The sequence below is a fragment of the Streptomyces sp. NPDC039736 genome (genome assembly GCF_055596485.1).
Genome location: NZ_JBVIUQ010000009.1, coordinates 190,391 through 216,467, shown reverse-complemented (window position 1 = coordinate 216,467; position 26,077 = coordinate 190,391). Strand labels below are relative to the sequence as shown.

20 protein-coding genes are annotated in these 26,077 nt (G+C 74.5%); all 20 read right to left on the bottom strand.

Going from position 1 to position 26,077, the window contains the following annotated elements; genetic code table 11:
• Positions 1 to 3: 3 nt before the first annotated feature.
• The 20 genes from ACZ56L_RS27160 to ACZ56L_RS27065 are packed head-to-tail and all read right to left on the bottom strand — an operon-like array spanning position 4 to position 26,028.
• Entirely contained in the window at positions 4 to 1,320 is a 1,317-nt protein-coding gene (locus ACZ56L_RS27160) for a glutamate-1-semialdehyde 2,1-aminomutase (protein WP_401761746.1), read from the bottom strand.
• A 1-nt stretch (position 1,321) separates the two neighbouring features.
• The gene (rfbC, locus tag ACZ56L_RS27155; RefSeq protein WP_345225992.1) at positions 1,322 to 1,879 is read right to left on the bottom strand and encodes a dTDP-4-dehydrorhamnose 3,5-epimerase; all 558 of its coding nucleotides are present in this window, start codon (positions 1,877 to 1,879) and stop codon (positions 1,322 to 1,324) included.
• Complete coding sequence (locus ACZ56L_RS27150; protein ID WP_471066919.1) at positions 1,876 to 3,123, bottom strand: polysaccharide pyruvyl transferase family protein; 1,248 nt, start codon at positions 3,121 to 3,123, stop codon at positions 1,876 to 1,878. Before ACZ56L_RS27150 ends, rfbC begins: the two co-directional genes overlap by 4 nt.
• A complete protein-coding gene (locus ACZ56L_RS27145; protein ID WP_345225997.1) occupies positions 3,120 to 4,067 on the bottom strand; it encodes a glycosyltransferase family 2 protein in 948 nt (315 codons plus the stop codon). The genes ACZ56L_RS27150 and ACZ56L_RS27145 overlap by 4 nt, the downstream gene beginning before the upstream one ends.
• A gap of 44 nt (positions 4,068 to 4,111) precedes the next feature.
• The gene (locus tag ACZ56L_RS27140; RefSeq protein ID WP_471066917.1) at positions 4,112 to 5,404 is read right to left on the bottom strand and encodes a hypothetical protein; all 1,293 of its coding nucleotides are present in this window, start codon (positions 5,402 to 5,404) and stop codon (positions 4,112 to 4,114) included.
• 5 nt (positions 5,405 to 5,409) lie between these two features.
• Positions 5,410 to 6,684 (bottom strand): DUF4910 domain-containing protein, encoded by a 1,275-nt coding sequence (locus tag ACZ56L_RS27135; protein ID WP_380837517.1) that lies wholly within the window; start codon positions 6,682 to 6,684, stop codon positions 5,410 to 5,412.
• Positions 6,681 to 7,706 (bottom strand): NAD-dependent epimerase/dehydratase family protein, encoded by a 1,026-nt coding sequence (locus tag ACZ56L_RS27130; RefSeq protein ID WP_345226000.1) that lies wholly within the window; start codon positions 7,704 to 7,706, stop codon positions 6,681 to 6,683. The genes ACZ56L_RS27135 and ACZ56L_RS27130 overlap by 4 nt, the downstream gene beginning before the upstream one ends.
• Positions 7,707 to 7,710: 4 nt before the next feature.
• Positions 7,711 to 8,358, bottom strand: coding sequence for a PIG-L deacetylase family protein (locus tag ACZ56L_RS27125; protein WP_468690414.1), 648 nt, complete (start codon positions 8,356 to 8,358; stop codon positions 7,711 to 7,713).
• The gene (locus tag ACZ56L_RS27120; protein ID WP_345226003.1) at positions 8,355 to 9,149 is read right to left on the bottom strand and encodes a glycosyltransferase family protein; all 795 of its coding nucleotides are present in this window, start codon (positions 9,147 to 9,149) and stop codon (positions 8,355 to 8,357) included. Before ACZ56L_RS27120 ends, ACZ56L_RS27125 begins: the two co-directional genes overlap by 4 nt.
• Positions 9,146 to 10,399 carry a class I SAM-dependent methyltransferase gene (locus ACZ56L_RS27115; protein ID WP_468690417.1) on the bottom strand — a complete coding sequence of 418 codons (1,254 nt, stop codon included), beginning with the start codon at positions 10,397 to 10,399 and terminating at the stop codon, positions 9,146 to 9,148. Before ACZ56L_RS27115 ends, ACZ56L_RS27120 begins: the two co-directional genes overlap by 4 nt.
• Positions 10,396 to 11,670: a glycosyltransferase gene (locus ACZ56L_RS27110; RefSeq protein ID WP_471067040.1), complete on the bottom strand. Its 1,275-nt coding sequence runs from the start codon at positions 11,668 to 11,670 to the stop codon at positions 10,396 to 10,398. Before ACZ56L_RS27110 ends, ACZ56L_RS27115 begins: the two co-directional genes overlap by 4 nt.
• Positions 11,671 to 11,672: 2 nt before the next feature.
• Positions 11,673 to 12,959, bottom strand: coding sequence for an O-antigen ligase family protein (locus ACZ56L_RS27105; protein WP_471066914.1), 1,287 nt, complete (start codon positions 12,957 to 12,959; stop codon positions 11,673 to 11,675).
• Complete coding sequence (locus ACZ56L_RS27100) at positions 12,952 to 14,478, bottom strand: right-handed parallel beta-helix repeat-containing protein (RefSeq protein ID WP_471066912.1); 1,527 nt, start codon at positions 14,476 to 14,478, stop codon at positions 12,952 to 12,954. The genes ACZ56L_RS27105 and ACZ56L_RS27100 overlap by 8 nt, the downstream gene beginning before the upstream one ends.
• Positions 14,475 to 16,415, bottom strand: coding sequence for an alginate lyase family protein (locus tag ACZ56L_RS27095; protein ID WP_471066910.1), 1,941 nt, complete (start codon positions 16,413 to 16,415; stop codon positions 14,475 to 14,477). The genes ACZ56L_RS27100 and ACZ56L_RS27095 overlap by 4 nt, the downstream gene beginning before the upstream one ends.
• Positions 16,412 to 18,586, bottom strand: coding sequence for a bi-domain-containing oxidoreductase (locus tag ACZ56L_RS27090; protein WP_471066908.1), 2,175 nt, complete (start codon positions 18,584 to 18,586; stop codon positions 16,412 to 16,414). The genes ACZ56L_RS27095 and ACZ56L_RS27090 overlap by 4 nt, the downstream gene beginning before the upstream one ends.
• 9 nt (positions 18,587 to 18,595) lie before the next feature.
• Positions 18,596 to 20,533: an asparagine synthase (glutamine-hydrolyzing) gene (asnB, locus tag ACZ56L_RS27085; protein WP_471066906.1), complete on the bottom strand. Its 1,938-nt coding sequence runs from the start codon at positions 20,531 to 20,533 to the stop codon at positions 18,596 to 18,598.
• A gap of 3 nt (positions 20,534 to 20,536) precedes the next feature.
• Positions 20,537 to 22,075, bottom strand: coding sequence for a Wzz/FepE/Etk N-terminal domain-containing protein (locus tag ACZ56L_RS27080; RefSeq protein WP_471066904.1), 1,539 nt, complete (start codon positions 22,073 to 22,075; stop codon positions 20,537 to 20,539).
• Positions 22,072 to 23,448: a Wzz/FepE/Etk N-terminal domain-containing protein gene (locus tag ACZ56L_RS27075; RefSeq protein ID WP_471066902.1), complete on the bottom strand. Its 1,377-nt coding sequence runs from the start codon at positions 23,446 to 23,448 to the stop codon at positions 22,072 to 22,074. The genes ACZ56L_RS27080 and ACZ56L_RS27075 overlap by 4 nt, the downstream gene beginning before the upstream one ends.
• Positions 23,445 to 24,713, bottom strand: a complete 1,269-nt coding sequence (locus ACZ56L_RS27070) for a glycosyltransferase family 4 protein (RefSeq protein WP_471066900.1) — start codon at positions 24,711 to 24,713, stop codon at positions 23,445 to 23,447. Before ACZ56L_RS27070 ends, ACZ56L_RS27075 begins: the two co-directional genes overlap by 4 nt.
• On the bottom strand, positions 24,703 to 26,028 hold the full coding sequence (locus tag ACZ56L_RS27065) for a nucleotide sugar dehydrogenase (protein ID WP_345226023.1): 1,326 nt from the start codon (positions 26,026 to 26,028) through the stop codon (positions 24,703 to 24,705). Before ACZ56L_RS27065 ends, ACZ56L_RS27070 begins: the two co-directional genes overlap by 11 nt.
• Positions 26,029 to 26,077 lie beyond the last annotated feature (49 nt).

The window sequence follows — 26,077 nt, the reverse complement described above, 5'->3', positions numbered from 1 at the left end:
CGGTCACGCCCGGCTGCGGAACACCGGCCGCACCGGCCGTCCGCCCGTCCAGGGCGTGGGATCACCCGCGTCCAGCGCCTTGCGGTACACCGTGCACGCCCCGGCCACCGCCTCGACCGTGCGGTCGACGTCCGCGTCGGTGAGCGCGCTGCTCACCACGAAGGACGGCGCCAGCACCCCGTTCGCGAGGAGATGGCGCAGGAACAGCGTGCGGTACTCCTGCGAGGGACGCCCCCGCTCGTCCAGGGTGGCGAAGACCAGGTTGCTGGCCCGGCCCCGCACGACGACGTGGCCGCCGACGCCCGCGCCGGCCGCCGCCGCCCGCACCCCGGCCGCCAACCGGTCCCCGATCGCGTGCAGTCGGGCCGTGACGCCCTCCTCGGTGTACGTGCTCTGCACGGCCATCGCAGCGGCCAGGGCGTGCGTCTCCGCCCCGTGCGTGGTCGACAGCAGGAACACCCGCTCGCCCGCGTGCCGCAGCCCGCCCCGCTCCATCAGCTCGCGCCGCCCCGCCAGCGCGGACACCGCGAACCCGTTGCCCAGCGCCTTGCCGAAGGTGGAGAGGTCGGGCACCACCCCGTACAGGCCCTGCGCGCCCGCCTCGGACCAGCGCAACCCGGTGATCATCTCGTCGAAGACCAGCACGCAGCCGTGCCGGTCGGCCAGCGCGCGCAGCCCCTCCAGATATCCGGGGGCGGGCTCGCCGGGCTCCAGGACCAGGCAGGCGACCTCACCGGCGTACCGGGTGAGCAGGTCCTCGGTGGCGGCCAGGTCCCCGTACGGGAAGGACACCGTCAGCTCGGCGACCGCCGCCGGAATCCCGGCGGACATCGGCGTCGTCGCGACGAACCAGTCGTCGGCGGAGAAGAACGGGTGGTCGCCGCAGACCGCCACCCGCGCGCGCCCGGTGACGGCGCGCGCCAGGCGCACCGCGGCGGTGGTGACGTCCGAGCCGTTCTTGGCGAACTTCACCATCTCGGCCGTCGGCACCGTCGCCAGGAAGCGTTCCGCCGCCCGGGCCTCGACGACCGACGGGCGGGCGAAGCTGACGCCCCGGTCGATCTCCCGGTGCACCGCCTCGTTCACCCGCGGATGGGCGTGGCCGAGGCTGACCGAGCGCAGCCCGGACCCGTACTCGACGTACCGGTTGCCGTCCACGTCCCACACGTGCGCGCCCCGGCCGTGGCTGATGACCGGGGCCAGGTTCTCGGGGTACTGGTCACAGCCCTTGGCGTACGTGTGCGCGCCGCCCGGCACCAGGGCGTGCAGCCGCTCGTTCGCCGCCCGCGACCGGGGCAGGCCGAATTCCTCGACGTCCACCTCAGGCACCTCCCCGTACCTGCTTCAGCGCCTCGGCGAGGCCCGGCGCCTCCCGGTCCCGCGCGGACAGCAGCGCGGGCGGCAGCGGCCACGCGATGGCGAGTTCCGGGTCGTCGAAGGCGATCGTCACGTCCTCGGCCGGGTCGTGCGGCCTGTCGATGCGGTAGGAGGTGTCGGCGGTCTCCGTCAGCGCCTGGAAGCCGTGCGCGCAGCCCGCCGGGACGTAGAGGGTGCGCTGGGTGGCGTCGGACAGCTCGAAGCAGGCCCGGCCCCGGTACGTGGGGGAGCCGGGCCGCAGGTCCACCACGACGTCGAAGATCCTCCCGTACGAGCACCGCACCAGCTTCGCCTCGCCCCGGCCGGCCCGCAGGTGCAGTCCGCGCAGTACGCCCCGGGCCGAGCGGGACACGCTGTCCTGGACGAAGGCGTGCGGGTCCAGGCCCACCGAGCGGATCACCTCCACGTCGAAGGTGCGGCAGAAGAAGCCGCGTGCGTCGACGTGCGGCGTCGGGTCGAAGAGGAACGCCCCGTCGATCTCGGCCACTTCGGTCACTTTCACGGAGTCTCCCGCGGTTCGTCGGGGGCGGCCGCTGGGAACAGGGCCCTGGACAAGTCGGCGAAGGCCGAAAGGAGTTGCTGCCGCACTTCGCCCAGGTGTTCGGCAAGGGTCTGTCGTACGTCCGCCGCGTCCTTCTCCAACGCGCGGAACCGCGCGAGCAGTTGCTCCGCGTCGACCTCGCGTGCCGGGTGGCGGTGGTCGCCCACTCCCATCCGGTCCATGAGCGCGTCGCTCTTCGCCGCGTAGCTGAGCGCGAGCGTCGGGGTGGCGGTCCGCAGCGCGCAGACGAGGTTGTGGTAGCGGGTGGCCACCACGCTCCCGGCGGCCGCCGTCTCCGCCATCAGATCGGTCAGACAAGCGGCCTCGGACACGCTGACCAGCGGCGAGTCCACCGCGTCGAGGATCGCGGCGGCCACCGGCGCGTCGCAGGCGTCACCGGTGAGCAGCCGCACCCGCCTGCCGTCCTCGACCAGCGCTCGTACGAAACCAGTCGTCCCGTCGAGATACCGCCGGTGGATCTCCTCGGCCCTGGGCCGGTCGTCGTTGCCGCCGTGGAAGTCCATGACCCCCACGCACACCGGCCCCGGGCCCGCCCCGGCTTCCGGCGCGGGCAGCGCGAACGCGAGGTCCGGGTGGACCCGGTCGCCCGAGGTGTCGACGCCCATCTCCCGCAGGGCGTCCCGGGACAGGTCGTCCCGGTACGAGCGGTACGCCGCCAGCCGCCCCGACCACCGCACCAGGGCCCGCGTCGCCCGGTCCCTGACCGGCGCCGCGCCGACCCCGACCAGCGCGACCGGTGTCCGCAGCACCCGCCCGCTCGCGCAGAGCAGGAACAGCGCGTACGGGAAGCCCCACGGCCGCAGCGGCAGCGTCGCCTCCAGCACGCCCATGCCCGGCACGATCACCGCGTCGTGCCGCCGCACCCAGGCGGCGGTGCGCACCGCGTCGACGGCCTTGCCCAGCGCCTTGCCCGCGATCGCGCCCGCCCGGGACGCCGTGCGGTACTCGCCCCGGTACCAGTGCAGCCGGGTCGCCGCGATCCCGTACCGGGCCGTGACGGTCTCGGGGCCGCCGCACAGGGCGTCCACGACCACGTCCGGGTGCTCGGCGCGCAGGTACCGGAGCACGGCCTCCAGGGACCCGTCGTTGCCGAGGTTCCCCGAGCCGAGCAGCCCGAACACCCCCACCCGCACCGGGGGCCCGTCCGCTCGGGCGGACAGCACGCGCAGCCGCGCGGAGGTCATGTCCGCCGCCCCTCGCGCCCGGCGACCAGCGCGTCCACCGACACCGCGAGCAGCTCCGGATCGACCGGCGTCCGGTCCTCCACCCGCTCCCCGGCGCCCGGCCTGGCCCGGCTCGCCGCCCACTCGGCCAGGGCCAGGTAGCAGGCGCGCCGGTCCGCCGAGGACAGCGGGGCCCGCCGGATCGCCGAGACGAAGCCCCCGACGTACTCGGCCAGCAGCCGCGGCGTCGGATGCAGCGGACCCGCCCGGCGCGGGTCCAGGTTGACGCACCGGGAGCGCTTGGAGGGGTTCGCCCGCTCGGCCCGCGTGGGGTGGTCGCGGCGGAAGTACAGCAGCTCGGGCACCTGGTGGAAGCGCCCGTGCAGCCCGATCTCGGCGACGAAGGTGCGGTCCGCGTGGTGGTAGCTGTCGTGCGGCTTCACCCGGCGCAGCACGTCGGCGCGCAGCACCCCGTAGAAGTCGTCGCCGCCGGGCTCGAAGAGCATGCTGCGGAAGCGGACCGGGGCGCGCGGCGAGTCGGTGGCGAGGGTGTACGCGTACGGGACCTTCACCCGGCCCTGCTCGTCGATGACGGCCTGGTCGGCATGGGCGAGGACCACGTCGGGGTGCTCGTCCAGCGCCGCCACGCAGCGCTCCAGCAGGGTCCGCGCGTACAGGTCGTCGTGCGAGGCCCACTTGAAGAGTTCGCCGCGGCACCGGGTGAAGACGTAGTTGTGGTTCGGGGCGGCGCCGACGTTCCTCGGCAGCCGGAGGTACCGGATGCGGGAGTCCTTCTCCGCGTACCGGCGGCAGATGTCCTGGGTGGCGTCGGTCGACGCGTTGTCGGAGACGACCAGCTCGAAGTCCTCGTAGGTCTGGCCGAGCAGGGCCTCCAGGGACTCCGCGAGGTACTCCTCGCCGTTGTGGACGGGAAGGCCGATGCTGAGCCGGGGACGATCGGTCATGCTGTCCTCACTTCGCGGGAACGAGACATCAGGAACCTCACCGGTTACGGCAAGGGGTTCGCGGGGCGCGGGAACGGTGGCCGGTGGCGCAGCGCGGAGCGCAGCTCCAGCCACCACACGCCCGAGCTGACGACGGTGGCGGCGGCGACCCCCCACGCCGATCCGAGGGCGCCGCCCGCCGCCGCCCCGCCGAGCCCGCCCCCGACGTAGCAGACGGAGGCGAACAACTGGCAGCGCAGGCTGCGCCGGGCGGCCGCGAGCGCCCGCAGCCCGGCCGCCGCCCCGGTGCCCAGCCCCGCCCCCGCCACCCCGACGGCCGCCGGCACGACGAGCTGCGCGGCGGCCGCCCAGACCCCGCCCAGCAGCAGCTCGCCGGCCCGGTCCGGCACCAGCAGCAGCGCCGCCCCCCACAGCAGCGCGGCGAGCGACTGCCCGCCGCCGAGCAGGAAGCAGAACCGGGCCAGCCGGTGCGGGGCCCGCCGCAGCACACGCGCCGCCTCCGCGACGGTGACCAGCGAGAGCCCCATCAGCACGGCGAGGAACGGGCCGAGCAGCAGCTCCGCGCCCCGCACCGCGCCCACCGCGCCCACCCCGGCGATCGCGCCCAGCCCGTACGCCCGGAGCTGGGCGGCCCCGCTGAGGCTGACGTTCTCCACCAGGTAGCGCAGGCCCAGGTCGCGCTGCTCGCGCAGCCACCCCGGCGCCCGGGCGGGCCGGGGAGGCGTCCCGCACTGGAGGCAGCCGTAGCCGGCGGCCACCGCCGCGGACGCCCCCCAGGCCAGCACGAAGGCCGCCACGGTGCCCACCCGGGCGGCGACCAGCAGCGCGGGCACGAGGGCGAGACCCCACACGAGGTCGTTGACGAACGCCTTGCGCCCGGCGCCCGCCGCGAAGAACGCGAACCGCCACGCGTCCTGGAGCAGCAGCCCCGGCAGGACCACCCCCAGGCACACGAACGCGGACCCCACCGGCCCCCCGAGCCCCAGCCCGGCCGGCACCGACACCGCGCCCAGCACGGTGCCGACGCCGAGCGCGGCCCCCGAAGCACGGCCGGCCGCCGCCCGCCAGACGCCCTCCGCCACCCCGCTGAAACGCACCACGAGGGGGTCGGTGGCCAGCCCGCGTGCGACGTTGAGCACCACGCCGTACGTCAGCCAGGCCAGGCTGAACACGCCGAACGCGCCCAGCCCGAGCGAGCGCGCGACATACAGGCCCACCGCGAAGTTGGTCAGGCTGGAGGCCGCCTGGTCGGCGAGCCCCCAGGACAGCCGCCCGGCCGTCGCCCGCCGCCCGGCCGAACGCACCGGCCCCGCCGGCTTCTCCTCCTCGGTGGTCACCCGGTTCACGCCTTGATCAGCCCGGCGCCGCGCAGCGCGTCGGCCGCCGCGCCGACGGTGTCGAAGGGCAGCCCCGAGCGCTCGGCGACGTCGAGGAGGCTGTGCGTGCCGTCGGACATGCTGAGCACCCACAGCATGGCGAGCTGGGCCTCCTTGGCGTCACTGCGCCCGCCGAGCGGGTCGTAGAGGCCCCGCCGCCCCAACTGCGGCTCCCCGTAAGGGCTCTGGTTGACGTAGCGCCGATTGCGGTCGAGCACCGCGAACGCCTCGCGGCAGACGGCGAGGGTGTCGGCCATCGCGTCCGGGGTCACGAAGTCCGGGTCGTCGGCCGAGGTGTGGTACTCGGGATACCCGGCGTACGGCGTCCGGGTGAGCGAGCCCACCCCGAGGTCGAACCCGGGGGAGCAGTACTGGCGCTCGTCGTACCCGTACGGAGTGAACTCCTTGATGGTGTGCGGGCGCCCTGAGGTCTCCAGGACGTGCCGCATCACCCGGTCGATCTCCGCGTCGCCGCGCCGGCTCTTCTTGTACGTCACGGCGCCCCGGTCGCCCGCACACGCCAGGACGAGCCCGTGCCGGACGCGCTCGACCCGGTTGCGGGCCAGCCAGGTGATCGCCCCGACGGTGCCGGGCGCGTACAGGAACCGGTAGGTGTGGTACGGCTGTCGCTCCGCCAGCTCCCGGGCCAGGAACGTGGCCACCGCGATGCCGGCCAGGTTGTCGTTGGCCAGCGAGGGATGGCAGGTGTGGCAGGAGACCAGCACCTCGTCGGCGACCCGTCCGGGCACCACGTGCTCGGCGTAGGTGAGGTGCCCGTCGGCCAGGGTCGAGTCGACGCACACCTCGTAGTCGCCGTCCGGCAGCGCGTCCAGGGTCTCCTGTGCCAGGCAGAACCCCCAGCGCGGGGCGTAGTAACTGGTGCGGTAGGGCACCAGGCGGGGCTGGTCCGGCAGGGTGTGCAGGTGCTCGCGCAGCTCCGCCAGCGGCATGGTCCGGTGCACCGGCACGCTGTAGCCGAGCACGTGCAGGCTGGACGCGGCGAAGTCCACCACCCGCCGCCCCGCGCCGTCGGCGATGTACGCGTCCCGGATGTTCCACTCCTGCGGCACCGTCCAGTCCAGCACCTGGGTGCCCGTGGGCACCTCGCGCACCTGGAGCGGCAGGTACTCGCCGACGATGTCCAGGGTGGCGCGCACCCCGTCGCCGGTGATGCTGCGGCACAGCGGGTACAGCCGCCGCACCAGCGCGTGCATCTCCTCGCCCGCCGCCGCCCCCGTCATCCGCGCCACCGCAGCGTGTCGTCGACCGTGCCGGCCCCGGACGCCGCGCGCAGCACGGCCAGCCGGGTGAAACGCTGCTCGAAGCCCTCCTGGGTCAGGCCGAACCTCCGGTAGGCGTCGGCGAGTTCGTCGGCGCCCTGGCGCACCGTCCACACGCACTCGAAGCCGGGAACAGCCGCCCGGAAGCGGGAGAAGTCCACCCGGTAGGAGCGCGGGTCGGCCCCGTGCTCCCCGGTGACCACCACCTTCGCCCCGGACACCGCGTCGGCGACCTGTTCGGCGATCTCGCTGACCCGGACGTTGTTGACCTCGGTGCCGATGTTGAACGCCCGGTCGTGCACCCTCTCCCGCGGCGCGGTCAGCGCGGCCGTGAAGGCGCGGGCGATGTCGGCGGCGTGCACCAGCGGCCGCCACGGGGTGCCGTCGGACAGCACCAGCACCTCGCCGGACAGCAGGGCGTGGCCCACCAGGTTGTTCAGCACGATGTCGGCGCGCAGCCGGGGCGAGAACCCGAACGCGGTCGCGTTGCGCAGGTGCACCGGGCTGAAGTCGGCGTCGGCCAGCGCGTGCAGATCGTCCTCCACGCGCACCTTGGACTCCGCGTACGGGGTCACCGGGCGCAGCGGGGCGTCCTCGGCCACCAGCTCGTCACCGCCACTGGCCCCGTACACCGAACAGGTCGACGCGTACAGGAAGCGCCGCACGCCCGCGTCCCGGGCCAGCTTCGCCAGCCGCACGGACGCGTGGTGATTGATGGCGTAGGTCAGTTCCGGCGCCAGCGAGCCCAGCGGGTCGTTGGACAGCGCGGCGAGGTGGATCACCGCGTCCACCCCGGCCAGGTGCCCGGCGGTGACGTCCCGCAGGTCCACCCGGTGCCCCGCCGGGTCGTCGGGCGCGGGGCCCAGCACGCAGTCGGCGAAGAGCCCGGAGTCGAGGCCCACGACCTCGTGCCCGGCGGCGGCGAGCACCGGGGCCATCACGGTGCCCAGGTAGCCCTGGTGTCCGGTGAGCAGTACGCGCATGGTGTCAGTCCCCCAGATGGAGCGTGAGTTTGGTGACGGCGAACGCCTCGGCGTACCGGGCGTGGCATTCGACGCCCCGGATGCGGGCGAGACCGAGGAAGGCCTCGCGGTCGTACCAGGGCCGGTGCCGTTGCGAGGGGTAGTGCTCCCGCAGCAGCCGCACCTTGTGCTCGGCCCCTTCGGGCGTGAGCGGCTGGTAGGCCTGCATCCGGCCGAGGTCGCCGTCCCACTTGACGATCTCGTAGCCGAGCACGAGGTGGTCGCGGAACGCGGTGGGCACGAGCCGGGCCAGCCCCCGGTGGTCCTGGTGGGCGTCGTCGGTGCGCGGCGCGAGCACCAGCTCGGGGTCGCTGCGCCCGCGCAGCTCCTCCACGGCGGCCTTGGCCTCCTCCCACTGCGCGGGAAACCGCCCGTCCGCCAGCTTCAGCACGGTCAGCCGCAGGTCCGCGCCGGGACAGAAGGCGGCGAGCGCGGCCCGCTCCTCCTGCTCGCGCCCGGTGCCGCCGCCGGTGAGCACCAGCGCGTCGATCCGGATGCCCGGGCGTGCCCGGCACAGGGTCAGCAGGGTGCCGCCCGCGCCGATGGCGATGTCGTCGCAGTGCGCGCCCACCGCGACGACCCGCTCCAGGGCGCCCGCGCCGAGCCCGATCACGCGTCCGCCCGCACGGCGTCGCGCTCCCACACGGCCCACGGGCGCTCGCCCCGGGCGTACGCGTCGTCGAGCGCGGCCCGCTCCTTCACCGTGTCGGTCGGCTTCCAGAAGCCGCGGTGCCGGTGCGCCACCAGCCGCCCCCGCTTGGCGAGCCTGCCGCAGCCGTCCGCGACCAGGTCGCCGCCCTCGGGGAGGTGGTCGAAGACCTCCTGGCGGAGCACGAAGTAGCCGCCGTTCTCCCACAGCGGCAGCTCGCTCACCGCCGTGATGCCGCCCACCAGGCCGTTCTCCCCCAACTCCACGCAGTGGAAGGAGGACTGCGGCGGCACCACCATCATCGACGCCCCGGCGTCCCGCCGGGAGAACTTCTCGATCATCTCCGGCAGCGGGGCGTCGGTGAGCACGTCCGCGTAGTTGGCGAGGAACATTTCGTCGCCGTCCAGGTGGTGGCGCACCCGGCGCAGCCGTTCCCCGATCGGCGACTCGATGCCGGTCTGCGCGAACGTGATCGTCCAGTCCGCGATGTCGGTGGACAGCAGCTCCGTCCGGCCGCCGCGCAGCACGAAGTCGTTGGACGTCGTCTCCTCGTAGTGCAGGAAGAAGTCCTTGATGTGGTGCGCCCCGTATCCCAGGCACAGGATGAACTCCCGGTGCCCGAAGTGCGCGTAGTAGCGCATCACGTGCCAGATGAGCGGACGCGGCCCGACCATGGCCATCGGCTTCGGCACGTCGTCGGCCGCGCCGTTGCGCATCCGCATCCCGTACCCGCCGCAGAACAGGACCACCTTCATACCGCGCTCTCCTTCACCGGCAGGACCTCCACGACGCTCAGTTCCGGTATGGGAAAGACCAGACGGCCGCCCCAGTCGTGCACGTACGACAACTGCTCGGTCAGCTCCTCCCGCAGGTTCCACGGCAGCACCAGCACGTAGTCCGGCCGGTCCTCGGCGATCCGCTCGGGCGCCAGGACCGGGATGCGGCTGCCGGGGGTGAACCTGCCGTGCTTGTACGGGTTCCGGTCGACCGTGTACGCCAGCAGGTCGGGCCGGACGCCGCAGTGGTTGAGCAGCGTGTTGCCCTTGCCGGGTGCCCCGTAGCCGACGACCGTCTTCCCCTGCTCGGCCGCCTCGATCAGGAACCGCAGCAGGTCCCGGCGCACCTTCGCCACCCGGGCGGAGAACTCGGCGTACCCCGACAGCTCCTGGAGCCCGGCCGCCTTCTCCCTGTCCAGCACGTCGGCGACGCGCCGGGACGGCGCACCGGCCGTTTCCGCCGGCCTCGCCCACAGCCGGATCGAGCCGCCGTGCGTGGGCAGCAGCTCCACGTCCACCAGGGCGAGCCCGCCGCTGGCCAGCGCCCGGCTCGCGGAGGCGACCGTGTAGTACTGGAAGTGCTCGTGGTAGATCGTGTCGTACTGGTTCTCCTCGATCAGCGTCAGCAGGTGCTGCACCTCGACGCAGACCCAGCCGTCGTCGGCCACCAGGGCGCGCAGTCCCCGGGTGAAGCCGGTCACGTCGGGGATGTGCGCGTACACGTTGTTCGCCACCACCAGGTCCGCCGGACCGTGCTCGGCGCGCACCGCCGCACCGGTGGCGGGCGACAGGAACTCCGTCAGCGTGGGCACTCCCGCCTCCCGCGCCGCGGCCCCCACGTTCACCGACGGCTCGACGCCCAGACAGCGGATCCCCCGCTCCACCACGTGCTGCAGCAGGTACCCGTCGTTGCTGGCCACCTCGACGACGAAGGAGTCCGGGCCGAGCCCCACCCGCTCCACGACCCCGGCGACGAAGGTGCGCGCGTGCTCCACCCAGGAGCTGGAGAAGGAGGAGAAGTACGCGTACTCGCTGAACGTCTCCTCCGGTGTGATCAGCGGCGGAAGCTGCACCAGCCAGCACTCCGTGCAGACCCGCAGGTGCAGCGGGTACGTCGTCTCCGGTACGTCGAGCTGCTCCGCCGCGAGGAAGCTCTCGCACGGCGGGGTCGCCCCCAGGTCGACGACGCTCGCCGGCGCCGCCGCGCCGCACAGTCGGCATCGTGTCATCTGCTGTCCCCATCCCCGCCCGCGTCCCGAATCCGCCGCGAGCCCGCTGTCCCCACCGGTGACGCGCCGTTCGCGCCACCGGACGCCCGCCCCGCGATCGCGGAGCGGTACCCCTCCACCAGACGGTCCAGCCCGACGGACGGGCTGAACCCCTGCTCGTAGCGGAGCCGGGCCGCCCGGCCCATCTCCGCGTTGGCCGCCGGGTCCGACGCGACCAGGCGCAGGCAGGCCGCGAGCGAGGCCGCGTCGCCCGGCCGGTGCAGCAGCCCGCCCACCCCGTCCTCGACCAGTTCGGTGAAACCGCCGTGCCCGGCGGCCACCACCGGCACCCCGGCCGCCATCGCCTCGGCGGCCACCAGGCCGAACGTCTCCAGCGCCATCGAGGGCGCCACCACCGCCACCGACCGCGCGACGGCCCGGCGGCACTGCGCCGGGTCGTACAGGCCCACGTACCGCACGTCGGCGCGGCCCGCCGCCCAGGCGGCCACCTCCCGCTCCAGCGGGCCGGCGCCGGCGATCACCAGCGGCACGCCCGGACCGCCGTCCGCGGCGAGCCCGTCCCACGCGGCCATCAGCAGCCGGACGCCCTTGGCCTCCGACAGCCGGCCCAGGAAGAGCAACTGCTCGCCCGCGCCCCGGCGGTACACCCCCGGGTCGGGCACGAAGTTGGGCTTGAGCGCCAGCAGCCCGGGCGGCAGGCCCGCCCGGGCCAGCAGGTCGAGCTGGGCCCGCGAGATGCAGAAGAACCGCTCGACGCCCGTCCACCACCGCCGCCGGTTGACCGCCATGCCCACCGCGAGCGGCACCGTCGCCAGCCGCGAGTCGCGGTAGCAGCCGTGCCGCACGGCGGGCAGCGGCGAGCGGGCCGTGACACACGCGGTGCACGGCCGGCCGCCGCGGCGCAGCGTGCCCGGCGGGCAGATCTGGTTGTAGTTGTGCAGGGTGGCCACGGCCGGCACCCCGGCGTCGGCGCAGGCCGCCAGCACGGCGGGCGACAGCAGCGGGAACACGTTGTGGACGTGCACCACGTCCGGCCGCTCGGCGCGCAGCCGGGCGGCCAGCTCGGCGCGCACCGCCGGGTTCCACGGCACCAGCAGCGGCACGGCGGCCTTGCCGAGCAGGGAGCGGGCGGCGATGTCGTCGCTGCGCCGCTGGAACACGCCGACCCGGTGACCGGCCGCGCGCAGCAGCTCCACCTCCTGGTCCACGACCCTGTTCTCACCGCTCGGCTGCGCCGAGGAGTAACGGTTGTGCACCACCAGCACATGCATGCTCATGTCAGCCTCCGGGCCCGGCGCGGAACAGGTCGTGGGGGAGGGGCGGGCATCCCGGGGCGGGCGGTCCCCGGGACGTCCCAGGCGGGCGCCGCGAGCAGCGAAGCGGCCAGGGCCAGGTGCAGCAGGTACGCCGACGCGTCGCCCAGACCGGCCTCGGTGTACGACGAGATCCCGACGTAACTGATCAGGAAGAGCGCGCAGGCCCGCTGCGGCGACGGCGGCCGCAGCAGCGCGACACCGCCCAGGACCAGGTACATCGCGGCGACGATCGCCGTGCCGGTCAGGCCCTGCTCGTCGTAGACCGCCAGCCAGCTGTTGTCGATCGGCAGCCCGCCGAAGGACTTGTCGCTCAGGCCCGTGCCGAACAGCCGCTCGGTGAGCGTCCGGGGGGCGTCCAGCAGCGCGTCCCACACCGTGGCGCGGCCGGTGAGGCTGGTGAAGTACTCCTGCGACTGCCCGCGCAGGAACCACGCCTGGAGCGCGGACGCGAACCCGACCGCGGCGACCACGGCGCACACCACCGTCCAGGCGAAGAACCGGCGGGCCGCCGAACTGGTCAGCACCAGCGAGCCGATCGCCAGCACCAGCCCGGCCAGCATGCCGATCGTCGCCGTCCTGGTGTGGGTCAGCACGAGCAGCACCAGCGACGGCACGACCACCGCCAGCGCGCCGCCCCACGAGGTCCGGCGGTCCAGCGCCAGCAGCACGGACAGCCCGACGACCACCGCCGCGTACTGCCCGATCTGCGGCGGCGTCAGCGGCCACAGCGCGCCGACCAGCCGCCCCCCGTACAGCTCGGGCAGGGCGGCGCCCGGTGAGACGATCAGCCCCGCCACCACCGACACCAGCACCGCGAAGTACATCCGGACATGGGTCCGCACGAACGCCGTACCGCCGTCCCACCAGCGGCTCAGCAGCCACAGCGTGGCCACGAACAGCGTCAGCCGGCCGCACCGGAACAGCGCGCCGAACCCGGACTCCAGGGTCGCGCTGGAGAGCACGCTCGGCACCAGCAGCAGCGTCAGCAGGAACAGGAAGGCGCTCGGCCGGACGCTCGCCCGCGGGTTGACCGCGAGCGCCAGCGCGAACGCGCCGGCCAGCGCCCCCATGGTGACCATCTGGATGAGGGAGCGCGGGATCGGGAAGACGGTCTGCGCCCCGGCGCTGCCGAGCACATTGAGCCCCAGCAGCGCCCAGGCCGCCCGGGCGGCCCCCGGCGGCCCGGCGGGACGCGGCTTTGGGCCGGCCCCGTCGCGCAGCGGGTCGGCGGCCACCTCAACCACCCGCCCGCGGCGTGAAGGTGCTGCCGGCGTCCTGCCGGTACGGCGCGTCCTGCCACTGCGCGGCGTCGACGCGGACCGCCGGGTCGTCGGCGACGAAGCTCCACGGGCCGCGGTACTCGTTGTCGTGCCAGCGGTTGTGCTGCCGGTGGATCAGCGCCTCGGAGACCGCCTTGGCCTTGTACGGCGACCAGTCGGGATAGGTGCCGTAGTTCGACAGCACCGCCGTCCGGGCGCACTCCGTCGTGCACCCCAGGGCCGCGCCGTCCAGCACGAAGCGGTTGTGGTGCACGTCCACCCGCTGCGTCTTCCACCGGCAGTCGTCGTAGAGCGGCCGGTCGGCGATCGCGGGCCGCGCACAGCTCCCGGTGTCCTTCACCAGCAGCGTGCAGTATCCGGTCGAGGTGTTGGCGGGGCTGTTGCAGAACCGGTTGGCGTTCTCCCACAGGGTGATCCCGTTCCAGTTGTTCTCCAGCAGGTTCCGGTAGATCTCGATCCTGTCGGTGCGGGCCTTCACGCGCGGCTCGCCGCCCGCCTCGGAGACGTAGATCGTCGCGTACGGGAACGGGTCGCCCCGGTCGGCCAGCCTGCGGCCCTCGACCACGTTGTTCCGCCGGAAGGTGTTGTTGCGGATGATCGTGTTGTAGCTGGTCTCGTACATCAGGCCGGTGCCGTCGTTGGCCTCGATGAGGTTGTTCTCGAAGAGGAAGTCGTTGTTGTTGTTGTCGGCCCACAGGCCCGCGCCCCGGTTGTGGTGCACCCAGTTGCCGCGGACGTCGGCCCCGTTGACGGCCCAGAACTTGATGCCGGCCGTGCAGCCGCAGCCGGGGCGCCTGCGCTCCCAGTCGTCGGTGTTGTTGCCGGTGATCTCGTTCCCCTCCACCACCAGGCCCCGGACCGTGTCGCCGTCCTTGTAGCCGTTCACGCCGTACTGGCCGTTGTTCCGCAGGCAGTTGGCGCGGATCCGCTGGCGGGCGCCGACCATCATGGCGGCGCCGGAGTTCCGCTGGAGGGTGCTGTGCTCGATCACCCAGCCGTCGGCGGAGCTGGTGTTGACCACGCCCTCGTCCTGCGGCGGGACGAACCCCTGCACGGTCAGGTGGCGCAGGGTGACGTCGGGGGCGGGCCCGCCGAACGCGTACTGGTTCACCTTGGCGCCGTCGAGCACCGCGCCCGGAGCGCCGAGGTAGGTGTTCCCCTTCTTCGGCAGCACCTGGGCGTACTGCTTCGGCACGAGCCGGTGCGTGCCCGGACGCAGCCAGAACGTGGTGTTCTCGGGGCTGCTCGCGGTCTTGGCGGCCAGGTCGCCGACCACCGCGGGGTCGACGGTCACCGCACCGGGCGGGGCCTGCGCGGGCCCGGGGGCGGGCCCGGCGCAGATCCGGGCCACGGCGGCGGGCGCACCGGTCGGCGCGGACGCGGCCGCCGGCGGGCGCCCGTCGTCCGGCGTCCCCGTGCAGCCGGCCACCGCGAGCACCAGCAGCGCCGCCGATGAGGTCCGCAGCCGCCCCGGCCTCCTCACGCGTCCTCCCGGTCGCCGAACCCGAGCACGGTGACGAACCGCTGCCCGTCCTCGGTGAACCCGGTGCCGACCAGCGTGGTGGCGGGTTCCTTGCGCCCGAAACCGGGGGAGTACCAGCCGAGCGGAGGCCGGCTCTCGCCGCGGTGCGCCCGCCACTCGAGCCGTCCGGGCAGGTCGAGCACCGCGGACCGCTCCTCGCCGTCTCGCGTCCAGCCGAGCCGGGCCCGCCCCGCCTCCAGCTCGGCGGTGACCTCCGGCCCGAGATGGAACGCGAGACGCACCGCCCGGCGCGGCCCGCGCACCTCGTCCACGATCCGCAGCTCCCGGGCCTGCGCGGCCAGTTCGACGTCGCGCCGGTGCACGGACCGCCCGTACCCGTCGTGCTCGGCGGACCAGCGGGACGCGGTCGCCTCCCGCACCCGGGTGCGCGCCTGCCGGGTCCACAGGAAAGGACCGCCGGAGGCGGACTGGTCGACGCCGTCCAGCTCCAGGGTGTTGTGGCCGAGCGTCGAGCGGAAGTACGCCCGCCACCGGGGCTGCCCGTGGTAGCAGTACGTCCCCGGGTCGGCCAGCACGTCGACCCCGTCCTGCCGCACCTCCACCGACAGCGCGTCCGCGTGTGCGTGGGCGGCGATGGACAGGAACCCGTGCGGCCCCCCGTCGCAGCGCACCCAGACCTTCCCCGGCCCGCGCAGCAGGGTCAGTCCGGCGTCGGCGAAGTGGTGGGGACGCGCCGCCGGACGTGTCACGCCCTTCCCGTACGGGCGGACCAGCGCGGCCAGCAGCGGGGTGCGCACGTCGGCGGCCGCGACGGGCGGCCACCAGGCCGGGCGGCCGAACACGGCGTCCCCGGTGCTCAGCAGCGACGCCCACCGGTCGGTGCCCGGACCGTCCACGACCAGTCCGTGCCCGTCGTCGGCGTCCCCCTGGCGCGGCGGCCGCAGCCGGTCGTCCACGACGGCCGCGAGCGCGTCGGTCATCCGCAGCAGTACCAGCCGCACCGTCGCCGGGACCGGCACGCCGGCGGCGTCCGCCTCGGCCAGCGCGGCCAGACCGAGTTCCAGGACGAGACCGTGGTACTCGGTGGCCAGCTCCCGGTTGAGCCCCGAGGGGAAGGTGTTGGCGCGCAGGTGCCGCTCCAGCGACCGCAGCGCGTCCGCCCGCCACCGCTCCGACGCGGCGAACCAGTCGAAGGCGCAGGCCGCGGCGAACTGCCCGGCCGCCTCCGCGATCACGTGGTTGTTCGCGGAGGAGCCCCGGCTGGGGAAGGCGGCCAGCCAGCGCTGGTGGTGCCAGATCTGGTCGCGCGCCACCGGATTGCCCTCGAACAGGGCGGCCGCGCCCCGCCATCCGTCGAGCAGCCGCCGCACCCACACCCAGGACAGCAGCCGGACGCCCAGCTCGATGCCGCTGATCCAGTGCACCCCGCGCAGCGGCGCGTTCGCCGCCCACCACGACGTCAGGTGCGCCGCCACCCGCTCCGCGTACCGGTCCTCGCCGGTCACCGCGTAGGCGGCGGCCAGCACGGTCAGGTACTGGTGCCGCGACAGCTCCCAGATCTGCTTGATGTCCCCGGACAGCTCCTCGTCCCGGTAGGGCACCCCGAAGGCGTACCCCCACGGGGCGTGGCGGCCCGTCCTCGGGTCGTACCACCAGTCGGGGTCCACGAGGTCGCCGCGCTCCACCCCGAAGTACGTGACGCGCCCGGCCATCAGCCGGTCCGCCTCCGCGACCAGGCGCGCCGCCGCCTCCTGCGGCACCGCCTTCAGCGCCCCGGCGGGCAGCACGGCGGTGAAGCGGGCGCCGGCCACGGGCGGGCAGTGCGGCCGGTCCGACCGCCACCGCCGCCTGCGCACGGTGTCCAGGGCCCGGCCGCCCATCTCGCGGGGCCCCATCCGGGAGAGCCGCCGCAGGTACCAGCCGGGGCTCGGGGTCATCGCGTCCTCGCCAGCGTCACCGGGGCCCCGCTGCGCAGCCCGGTCCCCACCGCGAGCGTGGCCGCGGTGGTGGCGGCCAGCGACTCCAGCGGCACCGGCATCGGGCCCCCGGAGCGCACCGCCCGCACGAACGCGGCCAGTTCGGCGTGCTGCCCCTTGTCCCGGGCCCTGGGCAGCCGGGAGCTGACCCACCGCTTCTCCCCGTGCACCGACGCCCGTACGAAGTCGTCCAGCCGCAGCACCCTGCCGTCCGCGACCAGGTCCAGGGTCTCCTTGGGGAAGCCCGCCGCGCCGGTGGTGACGTAGCTGAGGGCGGCGGTGGAGGCGTCCGGGTAGCGCAGGACGACCTGGAGGTCCTCGCCGCCGGGCGGGGCGACGGCGTACACCGACACCGGATCGGCCCCCAGCAGCCAGCTCGCCGTGTCGATGAAGTGGCCGCCCTCACCGGCGAACCGGGAACCCTCGGTGTCCTGACGCGCATACCAACTGCCCCGCTGGAGCGGGCCCGCGTTGATCAGGTAGCGCAGGCTCGCCGGGCCCGTCCGCTCCCCGAACCGCCGCTTCGCCTCCTGGAGCAGCGGCGCGAAGCGGCGGTTGAAGCCCACCTGGAGCCGGTCGTTGCCGGACTCCTCCACCGCGGCCAGCACGTCCGCGAGTTCGTCCTCGGTGAGCGCGAGCGGCTTCTCCACGAACACCGCCTTGCCGCTGAGGAGCGCCCTGCGGGTCAGCGCGGCGTGCGAGCTGTGCCGGGTGACCACGAACACCGCGTCGATGGCGTCGTCGCCGAGCACGGCGTCCAGGTCGGTGGTCGCGCGGCCGAAGCCGAAGGTGCGCCGCGCGTTGGCGCCGGACAGCGACGTCGTGGTGACGACCGCCGACAGCTCGACGCCCTCGCGCCCCGCCAGGTGCGGCAGCAGCATCGACGTCGCGTAGTTCCCCGCACCGACGAAGGCCAGCCGCACCGGCGTCCGGGCGGACCGCGTCCCGGCGGGCGCGGTACGCCGTACCTCCGGCACGGTCACCGAAGGCGCCTCCGCCGTCCCCGCGCCCCGCGGATACCGGAACAGCACCGCCACGGCCCGCAACTCGCCCTCCGCCAGGCGCCGATACGTCTCCACCGCGTCCGCGAAGCCGGCGACGTGCGAGATCAGCGGCTCCACGTTCACCCGCCCCCGGGCCATCAGGTCCAGGAAGCACGCCAGGTTGCGGCGCTCCGTCCAGCGCACGTAGCCGATCGGGTAGTCACGGCCCTCCAGCTCGTACGACGGGTCGTAGCGCCCGGGACCGTACGAACGCGAGAAGCGGACGTCGAGCTCCTTCTCGTAGTACGCGTTCCACGGCAGGTCCAGGCGGCACTTGCCGATGTCGACGACCCGGCCCCGGTCCCGGCTGAGGCGCGCGGCCAGCTCCACCGGCTGGTTGCTGCCGCCGCCGGCCGCCAGGTACACCTGGTCCACGCCGTGCCCGTCGGTGAGCCGGGCCACCGCGCCCTCCACGGCCGCCGACGTGGGATCGCCGCAGGCCACCGCGCCCAGGCGCTCGGCCAGTTCGCAGCGCCCCCGGTCCGGGTCGACGCCCACCACCCGCACCCCCGAGGCGGTCAGCAACTGCGCCACCAACTGCCCGATCAGCCCCAGTCCGATGACGAGGGCCACCTCGCCGAGCTGCGGCTCCCCCTGGCGCACCCCCTGCAACGCGATCGACCCGACCGTGCCGAACGCGGCCTGCCGGGGAGCGAGCCCGTCCGGCACCGGGGCGCAGAGGTTGCGGGGCACCCAGTTCAGTTCGGCGTGCAGCGCGTGCTCGTTGCCCGCGCACGCCACCACGTCGCCGGCCTTCACGTCGTCGACACCGGCGCCGACCCGCTCGACCACCCCGCACAGCGAGTAGCCCAGCGGTGTGTACGAGTCGAGCCTGCCCATCACCTTGCGGTACGTCGCGGGCACCCCCTGGGTGGTCACGCTCTGCATGACCTTGGCCACCTGGTCCGGGCGGGAGCGGGCCTTGCCGAGCATCGACATGCCCGCCTCGGACACCTTCATCAGCTCCGTGCCGGTGGAGATCAGCGAGTACAGGGTGCGCACCAGCACCCCGCCCGGTTTGCACCCCGGCTCCGGCACGTCGAGCAGTGCCAGCTCGCCGCTCCGGTAGTTCTGCACAACCTGCTTCACCCGAACTCCTCAGATGTCCTCAGCCGTCGTCCGGGCGCTCCGGCCCGAGGTCGCGTCGCGGTACCAGTGCTCCAGGGTCAGCACGTGCCACAGGTGTTTGGAGAAGTCCCGCCGCCCGGCCGCGTCCTCGGCGACCATCCGCGCCAGCGCGTCCCGCCGCAGGAACCCGGAGCGCACCAGCACCCCGTCGTTGACCACCTCGCGCACCAGCGGCGCCAGATCCCGGCTCATCCAGGCCCGCAGCGGAGCGCTGAACAGGCCCTTGGGCCGGTACACGATCTCCTTCGGCAGGACCGGGACGGCCGCCTCCTTCAGGACCGCCTTGCCCTGCCGCCCGGCGATCTTCCGGCCGCCCGGAAAGGCGAACGCGGCCCTCACCACCTCGACGTCCACGTACGGCACCCGCACCTCCGTCGAGGCGGCCATGCTGGAGCGGTCCGTGTACGCGAGGTTGAGACCCGGCAGGAACATCCGGGCGTCGCCCAGGCACATCCGGTTCACGAAGTCGTCGAGGTCGTTGTCCGCGTACACGTCCGCGTGCTCGCCCAGCACGTCGTCGACCGTGCCCGCGAGGTCCGGGCTGATCAGCGCCAGCAGCTCCGCCCGGTCGTACATCGTGTAACTGCGCCGGAACGCCTCCTCCTCCGGCAGCTCCGCGAACGACAGGAACCGCTTGGCGAACCGCACCGACCGGTACCCGCGCCGCGCCGTGGCGACCGGCAGCCGGTCCACGGCGCCGCTGATCCCGCGCCGCAGCGGGCGCGGAACCCGCTGGTAGCGCACGGCGACCAGGTTGGCCAGGTGCTTGCGGTACCCGGCGAACAGCTCGTCCGCGCCCATCCCCGACAGCATCACCTTCACCCCGGCCGCCCGGGCCGCCCGGCAGATCAGATACGTGTTGATCGCGGCCGGGTCGCCGATCGGCTCGTCCAGGCTGTACGCCATCCGCGGCAGCAGGTCGAGCACGTCCGGGGCGATCTCGATCTCGTGCAGGTCCACCCCGAACCGCCGCGCCACCCGCCGGGCGTACCGCAGGTCGTCCGGCATCGCCTCGAACGCGGCGTCCGCCGCCCGGAAGCCGATCGTGTACGCGGAGATCCCCGGCCGGTCGCGGGCGGCCAGCGCGGTCAGATAGCTGGAGTCGAGACCGCCGGACAGGAAGGTCGCCACCGGCACGTCGGACAGCAGGTGCCGCCGGGTCGACTCCGCCACCACGGCCGCCAGGTCCGGCAGTTCACCGGAGCGCGCCCGCGCCTGGCCCTCGGCGGCGACGTCCTTGAGGTTCCAGTACCGGCCGCGCCGCACCTGCCCGTCGGCCCGCACCCGCAGCCAGCTCCCCGGCGGCAGCTTCTCCGCACCGCGCAGCGCGCAGCGGGATTCGGGCACCCAGTAGTAGAGGAGCGAGGCCACCAGCGCCGCGTGGTCCACCGCCGGCGCCCCGCCCGTCACGGCGGCCAGCGCCTTCAGCTCCGAGGCGAACACCAGGCCCTCGCCGCGCCGGACCAGGAACAAGGGCTTGACGCCCATCTGGTCGCGGGCGAGCACCAGGTCGCCCGTGCGTTCGTCGAAGATCCCGAAGGCGAACATGCCGCGCAGCCTCGGCAGGCAGTCCGTGCCCCAGCGCCGCCACGCCTGCAGGAGCACCTCGGTGTCCGACGTGCCCCGGAAGCGGACCCCGCGGGCCGCCAGCTCGGCGCGCAGCTCGGGCGCGTTGTACAGCTCGCCGTTGTAGGTGAGGGCGAGCCCGTCCCGGACCATCGGCTGCGCGCCGGTCTCCGACAGGTCGACGACGGCGAGCCTGCGGTGCCCCAGGTGCACCGACCCGTCGCCCGCCGGACGGTCGTAACGGCCCGCCCCGTCCGGGCCGCGGTGGGCCAGGACGTCGGTGAGCCGGTCCGTGACGGCCTTCCCGTCCGGCCACCGGTACGCCCCTGCGATGCCACACATGATCTACCGCACCTCCCTGTCGTCGTCCGGAACCCGTGCGGCCCGCAGCGGCAAGCGCTCCGTGCGCGGCTGCGGCACCCCGTTCGGCCTGCCCTGCTCCTCGTGGCCGTCGGCCCGGTCGGCGGGGCCGCACGGCGCGGTGGGCACCGGGTCCCACAGCGTGCCGTCGGTACGGTCGCGCGGATCGGGGTCGACCAGCACCACCCCGAGCACCTGAAGGCGCTGGTCGGCGAGCTGCCGCGCCACGGTGTGCAGCCAGGCGGTGCTGCCGTGCCCGGCGCGCACCACCAGCACGGTGCGGGCGCCGAGGTACCGCAGGTCGGTCCACGCGGTGCCGGGCGCCACCGAACCGACGCCGATCCGGCGCTCCTGCGGCAGCACGGCCCCGGCCCGCTCGCCGCCGGCCACGTCCGGGTCCCCGGGCTTCCGGCGGAGCCCGGCCGGCCGCTCGCCCGGCAGGCCGTCGACGACGGCCACGGGCCCCTCCCGCTCCAGCGTCCGCGCGAGGTCCAGGGCGATCGCACCCGTGGTGCGGGCACAGCCCAGTTCCAGGAGCGACAGCGGCTCCACCGAACCCCGCACCGTACGGGCCAGCGACGACACCAGCCGGGCCCGGGCGGCCCGGGTCGCGCGCCGCCGCCACAGCCGTCCCGGCCGGCCGGGCAGTTCCGCGACCACCGAAGCGCCGAGGTGCGCGGCGATGTCCCGGCGCAGCACCGGGCGGTCCCCGACCACCGCGCCGACCGCGGCCAGCGCGACACCCATGACGAGCCCGAGGACCAGACCGAGGCCGCCCCTGGTGGCCAGCCCCTTGGGCAGGGAGTGCCTGAGCGCGCGCGGGGCGTCCACGATCTGCGTGCCGGACACCAGCCGGGGCGTCCCGGTGCCCGCCTCGGCGGCCCGCTGGTCGAAGTCGGCGATCCGGGAGTTGAGTTCGGCCCGGCGGGCGTACAGGGTCTCCACACCGGCCGCGCCCTTCGGGTCGGTCGTCGGGGGCTGCTGCCCGATCGACTCGTTGACCCGGGCCAGCTCGACGCGCATCCGGTCGCGCTGCTCCAGCAGGGCCCCGGCCTCGGCCTTCGCGGTCTCCCGCATCCGCCGCACGTGGTCGGCGACGAACGCCCGGGCCAGGGCGCCGGCCCGGGCGACCGCCTGGGCGTCGCTGTCGCCCGTCACCTCGATCTGCAACAGGTTGTTGGTGAGGCCGACCGCCGTGCAGTCCTCCAGGAAGTCCTCCGGCCGTTCGGCGGAGCCCAGCGAGCGCAGGGCCGCGCCGGCGACGCGGGTGGTGCCCAGGAGCGCCACATCGGTACGGATCAGCGTCCCGGTGTCATTGGGCTGGTCCTCCCGGTGCGTGACCAGGACCTTGGTCACCGCGGTCGGCGCGGGCGGCAGCAGCACCGCGAGCGCCGTCCCGCCCAGCAGCCCGAGCAGCGCCAGCGAGGACCACAGGCGGCGGCGCCTGCGCACCGCGGCCACCAGGGCCTGGAGGTCGATGAGCGGAGCCGGGGCCGTCCGCTGCGGCGCCGGGTGCGCCGTCACGTCGAGGCTCCCGTCGCGCGGCCGCTCACCGCGAGTTCGGCGGGAGCGCCGTCCGGGGGAGCGGCGGCGGCCCGCGCCGGACGGGAGCCGACCGTACCGGCGACGACGACGCCGACGAGGTCGTGGCCGCTGTCCGCGCAGGCCTCCGCGATCCCGGCGAGCTCATCGGCGGTCCGGGTGCCCGCGCTCAGCACGACCAGGGCGCCGGCCTCGGCCTCGCGGTCGGGCACGGTGGGACGGACCACGGCGACCTCCACCACCCGCAGGGCCGGCTGCGGCGCCTGCCAGGCGTGCGCGGCCTCCTCGACGAGCTGCCCGGCGGCCCGGCCCGCCACCGGATCGTCCTGCGGGACCACGACCAGCACCCCGCCCGGCACCGGCAGCCGCTCCCGCAGCCGGGCGCACACCCGCCGGTGGCGGATGCTCCGGTCGGCGTCGTCGCCGGACCGGTGCGGCGGCGGCACGTCCCACCGGGTGTCCACGCCGAGCAGCCGGCGCGCCCCGCCCAGCGGGCCCCCGCCCCCCGGCCGCCGCGCACGCGGTTCCTCCGGTACGTCGACGGCGCCCAGCAGCGCCGAGCCCAGCGCCGCGGCGATCTCCGGGCCGGTGCGCGGGCGGCGGTCCGCCCGGGCGGCGGCGAGGTGCCCCACCACGGCCAGCAGGAGGAACAGCCCGGCCCCGGCCGCGACGAGCTGCACCCGGGTCGGCGGCGTCTGCCCCGCCGGCCGGGCCGCCGGACCCATGACGACCATGGCGGCCCTGTCGTTCGCCGGGTCGGCCTCGGCGAGCTTCTCCATCGCCTTCTCCAGCGCGGTGCGCAGCCGCTCCAGCGAGGTGCGGGCCTGCACGCTCTCCACCGACCGCCCCGGATCGGCCGCGCCGGCCAGCTCGGTGATGCGGCGGTTGGCCTGCACCACCTGCTGCCGCAGCGCCTCGGCCTCCGCGTCGGAGTCGGTGCTGCCGCCCGAGATGCGGGTGGCGAACAGGACGAACTGCCGGGCCAGGACGTCGGAGAGCCGCTGGGCGCGCGACGGGGTGTCGGCCGTGCCGGAGAGCTTGATGATGTTCCCCTCCGCGGCCGACGCCGCCACCCGCTCCCGCAGCTCCTCGCCGTCCACACCGCTCCAGCCGAGCGCCGCGGCCGTGCGGTCGGCCACCACCGAACTCGTCGCGATGTCCACCTGCGTCAGCAGTTCGCGCTGCTCCCACTGCCCCGGCAGCAGCACCGAGGCCGACGCCGTGTACCGGGGCGGGAACACCACCGAGACGCCGTACCCGGCGAGCGCCCCCACCAGGGTCAGCACCGCGAGAATCCGCCACCGGCGGCGCAGCATCCGGCCGATCGTGGCGAGGCGGATCGTGTCGTCGCTCAAGGGCGCGGCCTCCTTCGCGCCCGGCTCGCCGGCCCCCGCGCCGGACGTGCGACGCGACCACGGCACGCGGCGTCGTAGGCCGCCAGGAGCTGCGCCTGCGAGTGGCGCCAGGACAGTGCGCCGCCGATCCGCTCCTGACCGGCCTTGCCCATGAGCTCCCGCCGGGCCGGATCGTCCAGCAGCTCCCCGATCAGCCGGGCGAACGCGGCCTCGTCGTTGGCGGGCGCGTACACGGCCGCCGCACCGGCCGAGACGCGCGCCTCCACCAGGTCGAACGAGACGATCGCCCGTCCCATCGCCATGTACTCCAGGACCTTGTTCATGGTCGACACGTCGTTGAGCGGATTGCGCGGGTCGGGGGAGAGGCACACATCGGCGGTGGACAGGTACCGCACGAGATCGGCGTCCGGGACGCGCCCGGTGAACTCCACCTGCTCCGCGAGGCCCAGCTCCCGCGACAGAGCCACCATCGCGTCGAAGGCGTCCCCGGAGCCGACGAACACCGCGTGCCAGTCGGCCCGCCCCAGCCCGTCGCGCAGCTCCGCCAGCGCCCGCAGCGCGTAGTCGACGCCGTCCTGAGGGCCCATGACGCCCAGGTAGCACAGCAGATGCGGTTTGCCGCGCTTCAACTCCGCTTCCGGCGGCACCGGTCGGAAGCGGTCGGACTGCGGCGCGCTGCGCACCACGAACACGTCCCCGGGCCGCTTGCCGCCCCGCCCTATCGCCGTCTCCCGGTAGCTCTCGTTCGTGGCCAGCACGATGTCCGCGCTGCGGTACGTCCAGCGCTCCAGCGCGCACACCGCCCGGTACAGCAGGTCCTCGCCCCGGCCGAACCGCGACAGGTACAGCTCCGGCACCAGGTCGTGCTGGTCGAAGACGAACCGCGCCCCCAGCCGCTTGAGCCGCAGCGCCACGAGGAACAACAGGTCCGGCGGATTGCACGCGTGCACCACGTGCACCGGCCCGACCTGGCGGGCCAGCCGCGCCGTGTGCCACAGCGCGGCAGCGTACTCGCGCACGTATCCGGCGGGGCCGCCGGTGGCCGCCCGCAACGGGTAGCGGTGGACGCGCACTCCGTCGACCAGCGCCTCCGCCTCGGTGTCCCGCTTCTCGCCCCGTGGGCAGACGACGTGCACCTCCCAGCCCGCGTCGCGCAGCGTCGTGCACTCCTGCCACACCCGCCGGTCGAACGGCACCGACAGGTTCTCCACCAGGACCAGCGCCCGGCGCGCCGCCCGGCCTCCGCTGTTCTCGTCACCACGCAAGGCCCAGATACCCCGGTTCGGTACGACGCGTCTCGGCGTCGGGAAGACGGACGAGGTCGACGATCACCGGACCGTCGCCGTGCGGCAGCGCCGCCAGGACGGCCGGGTCCCTGGTGCCGACCAGGCACACCTCGGCGAAGTCGAGCACCTCCGCCACGGACTCCGCGAGGAGCTGCGCCAGGTGCGGCAGCCGGTTCTCGATGTACTCGCGGTTCGCGCCCAGCAGCCGCGACAGGCTCACGTTCGCGTCGTAGATCAGCAGGTCGTACCCCTTGCCGAAGAGCCGCTCCGCCAGCTCCACCAGCGGGCTCTCGCGCAGGTCGTCGGTGCCGGGCTTGAAGGACAGGCCGAACAGGCCCACCCGCCGCTTCCCGGTGCGCCCCACCAGGTCCACCGCACGCTGCAAGTGGTCGGCGTTCGACGGCAGCACATGGGAGAGGATCGGCACCGACACGTCGGCCCGCTGCGCCGCGTACACCAGGCTGCGCAGGTCCTTGGGCAGGCAGGAACCCCCGAAGGCGAACCCGGGCCGCAGGTAGGCGGGACTGATGTTGAGCTTGCGGTCGGCCAGGAAGACGTCCATCACCTGGTGCGAGTCCACGCCCAGCGCCTGGCAGACCGCGCCCAGCTCGTTCGCGAAACCGATCTTGAGGCCGTGGAAGGCGTTGTCCGCGTACTTGATCGCCTCGGCCGTCGCCACCGGCACCCGGAACACCTCGCCGGGCAGGTTCGCGTACAGCGCGGCCACCGTGTCGCCGCTGGCCTCGTCGAGCTGGCCGATCACGGTCTTGGGCGGGTCGAAGAAGTCCCGCACGCTGGTGCCCTCGCGCAGGAACTCCGGGTTGACCGCGACCCCGAAGTCCACGCCCGCCGTGCCCCCGGCGGCCTTCTCCAGGATCGGCACCAGCAGGTTCAGACAGGTGCCGGGGAGCATGGTGGAGCGGAAGACGACGGTGTGCCGGGGGCCCGCCGGGTCCCGGTCGGCGAGCACCGCGCCGATCTGCTCGGCGACCCGCTCCAGATAGGTCGTGCACAGGCTCCCGTTGGACTCCGACGGCGTACCCACGCAGACGAGCGACACCTCGCTGCCGAGCACCGCCTCGCGGACGTCGACGGTGGCCCGCAACGCCCCCGACGCCACCACGTCGGCCGTCAGCTCGCCGATCCGTTCCTCGACCACCGGGGCCAGGCCGTCGTTGACCAGGCCGACCTTGACCCGGTTGACGTCCACCCCGACGACCTCGTGCCCCGTGCCGGCCAGGCACGCCGCCGACACGCAGCCCACGTAACCGAGTCCGAAAACGCTGATCCTCATGCCCCGTTCCTCCCCCCGGGCAGGCCGCCGCGGCCTGCGGTACGTGCGT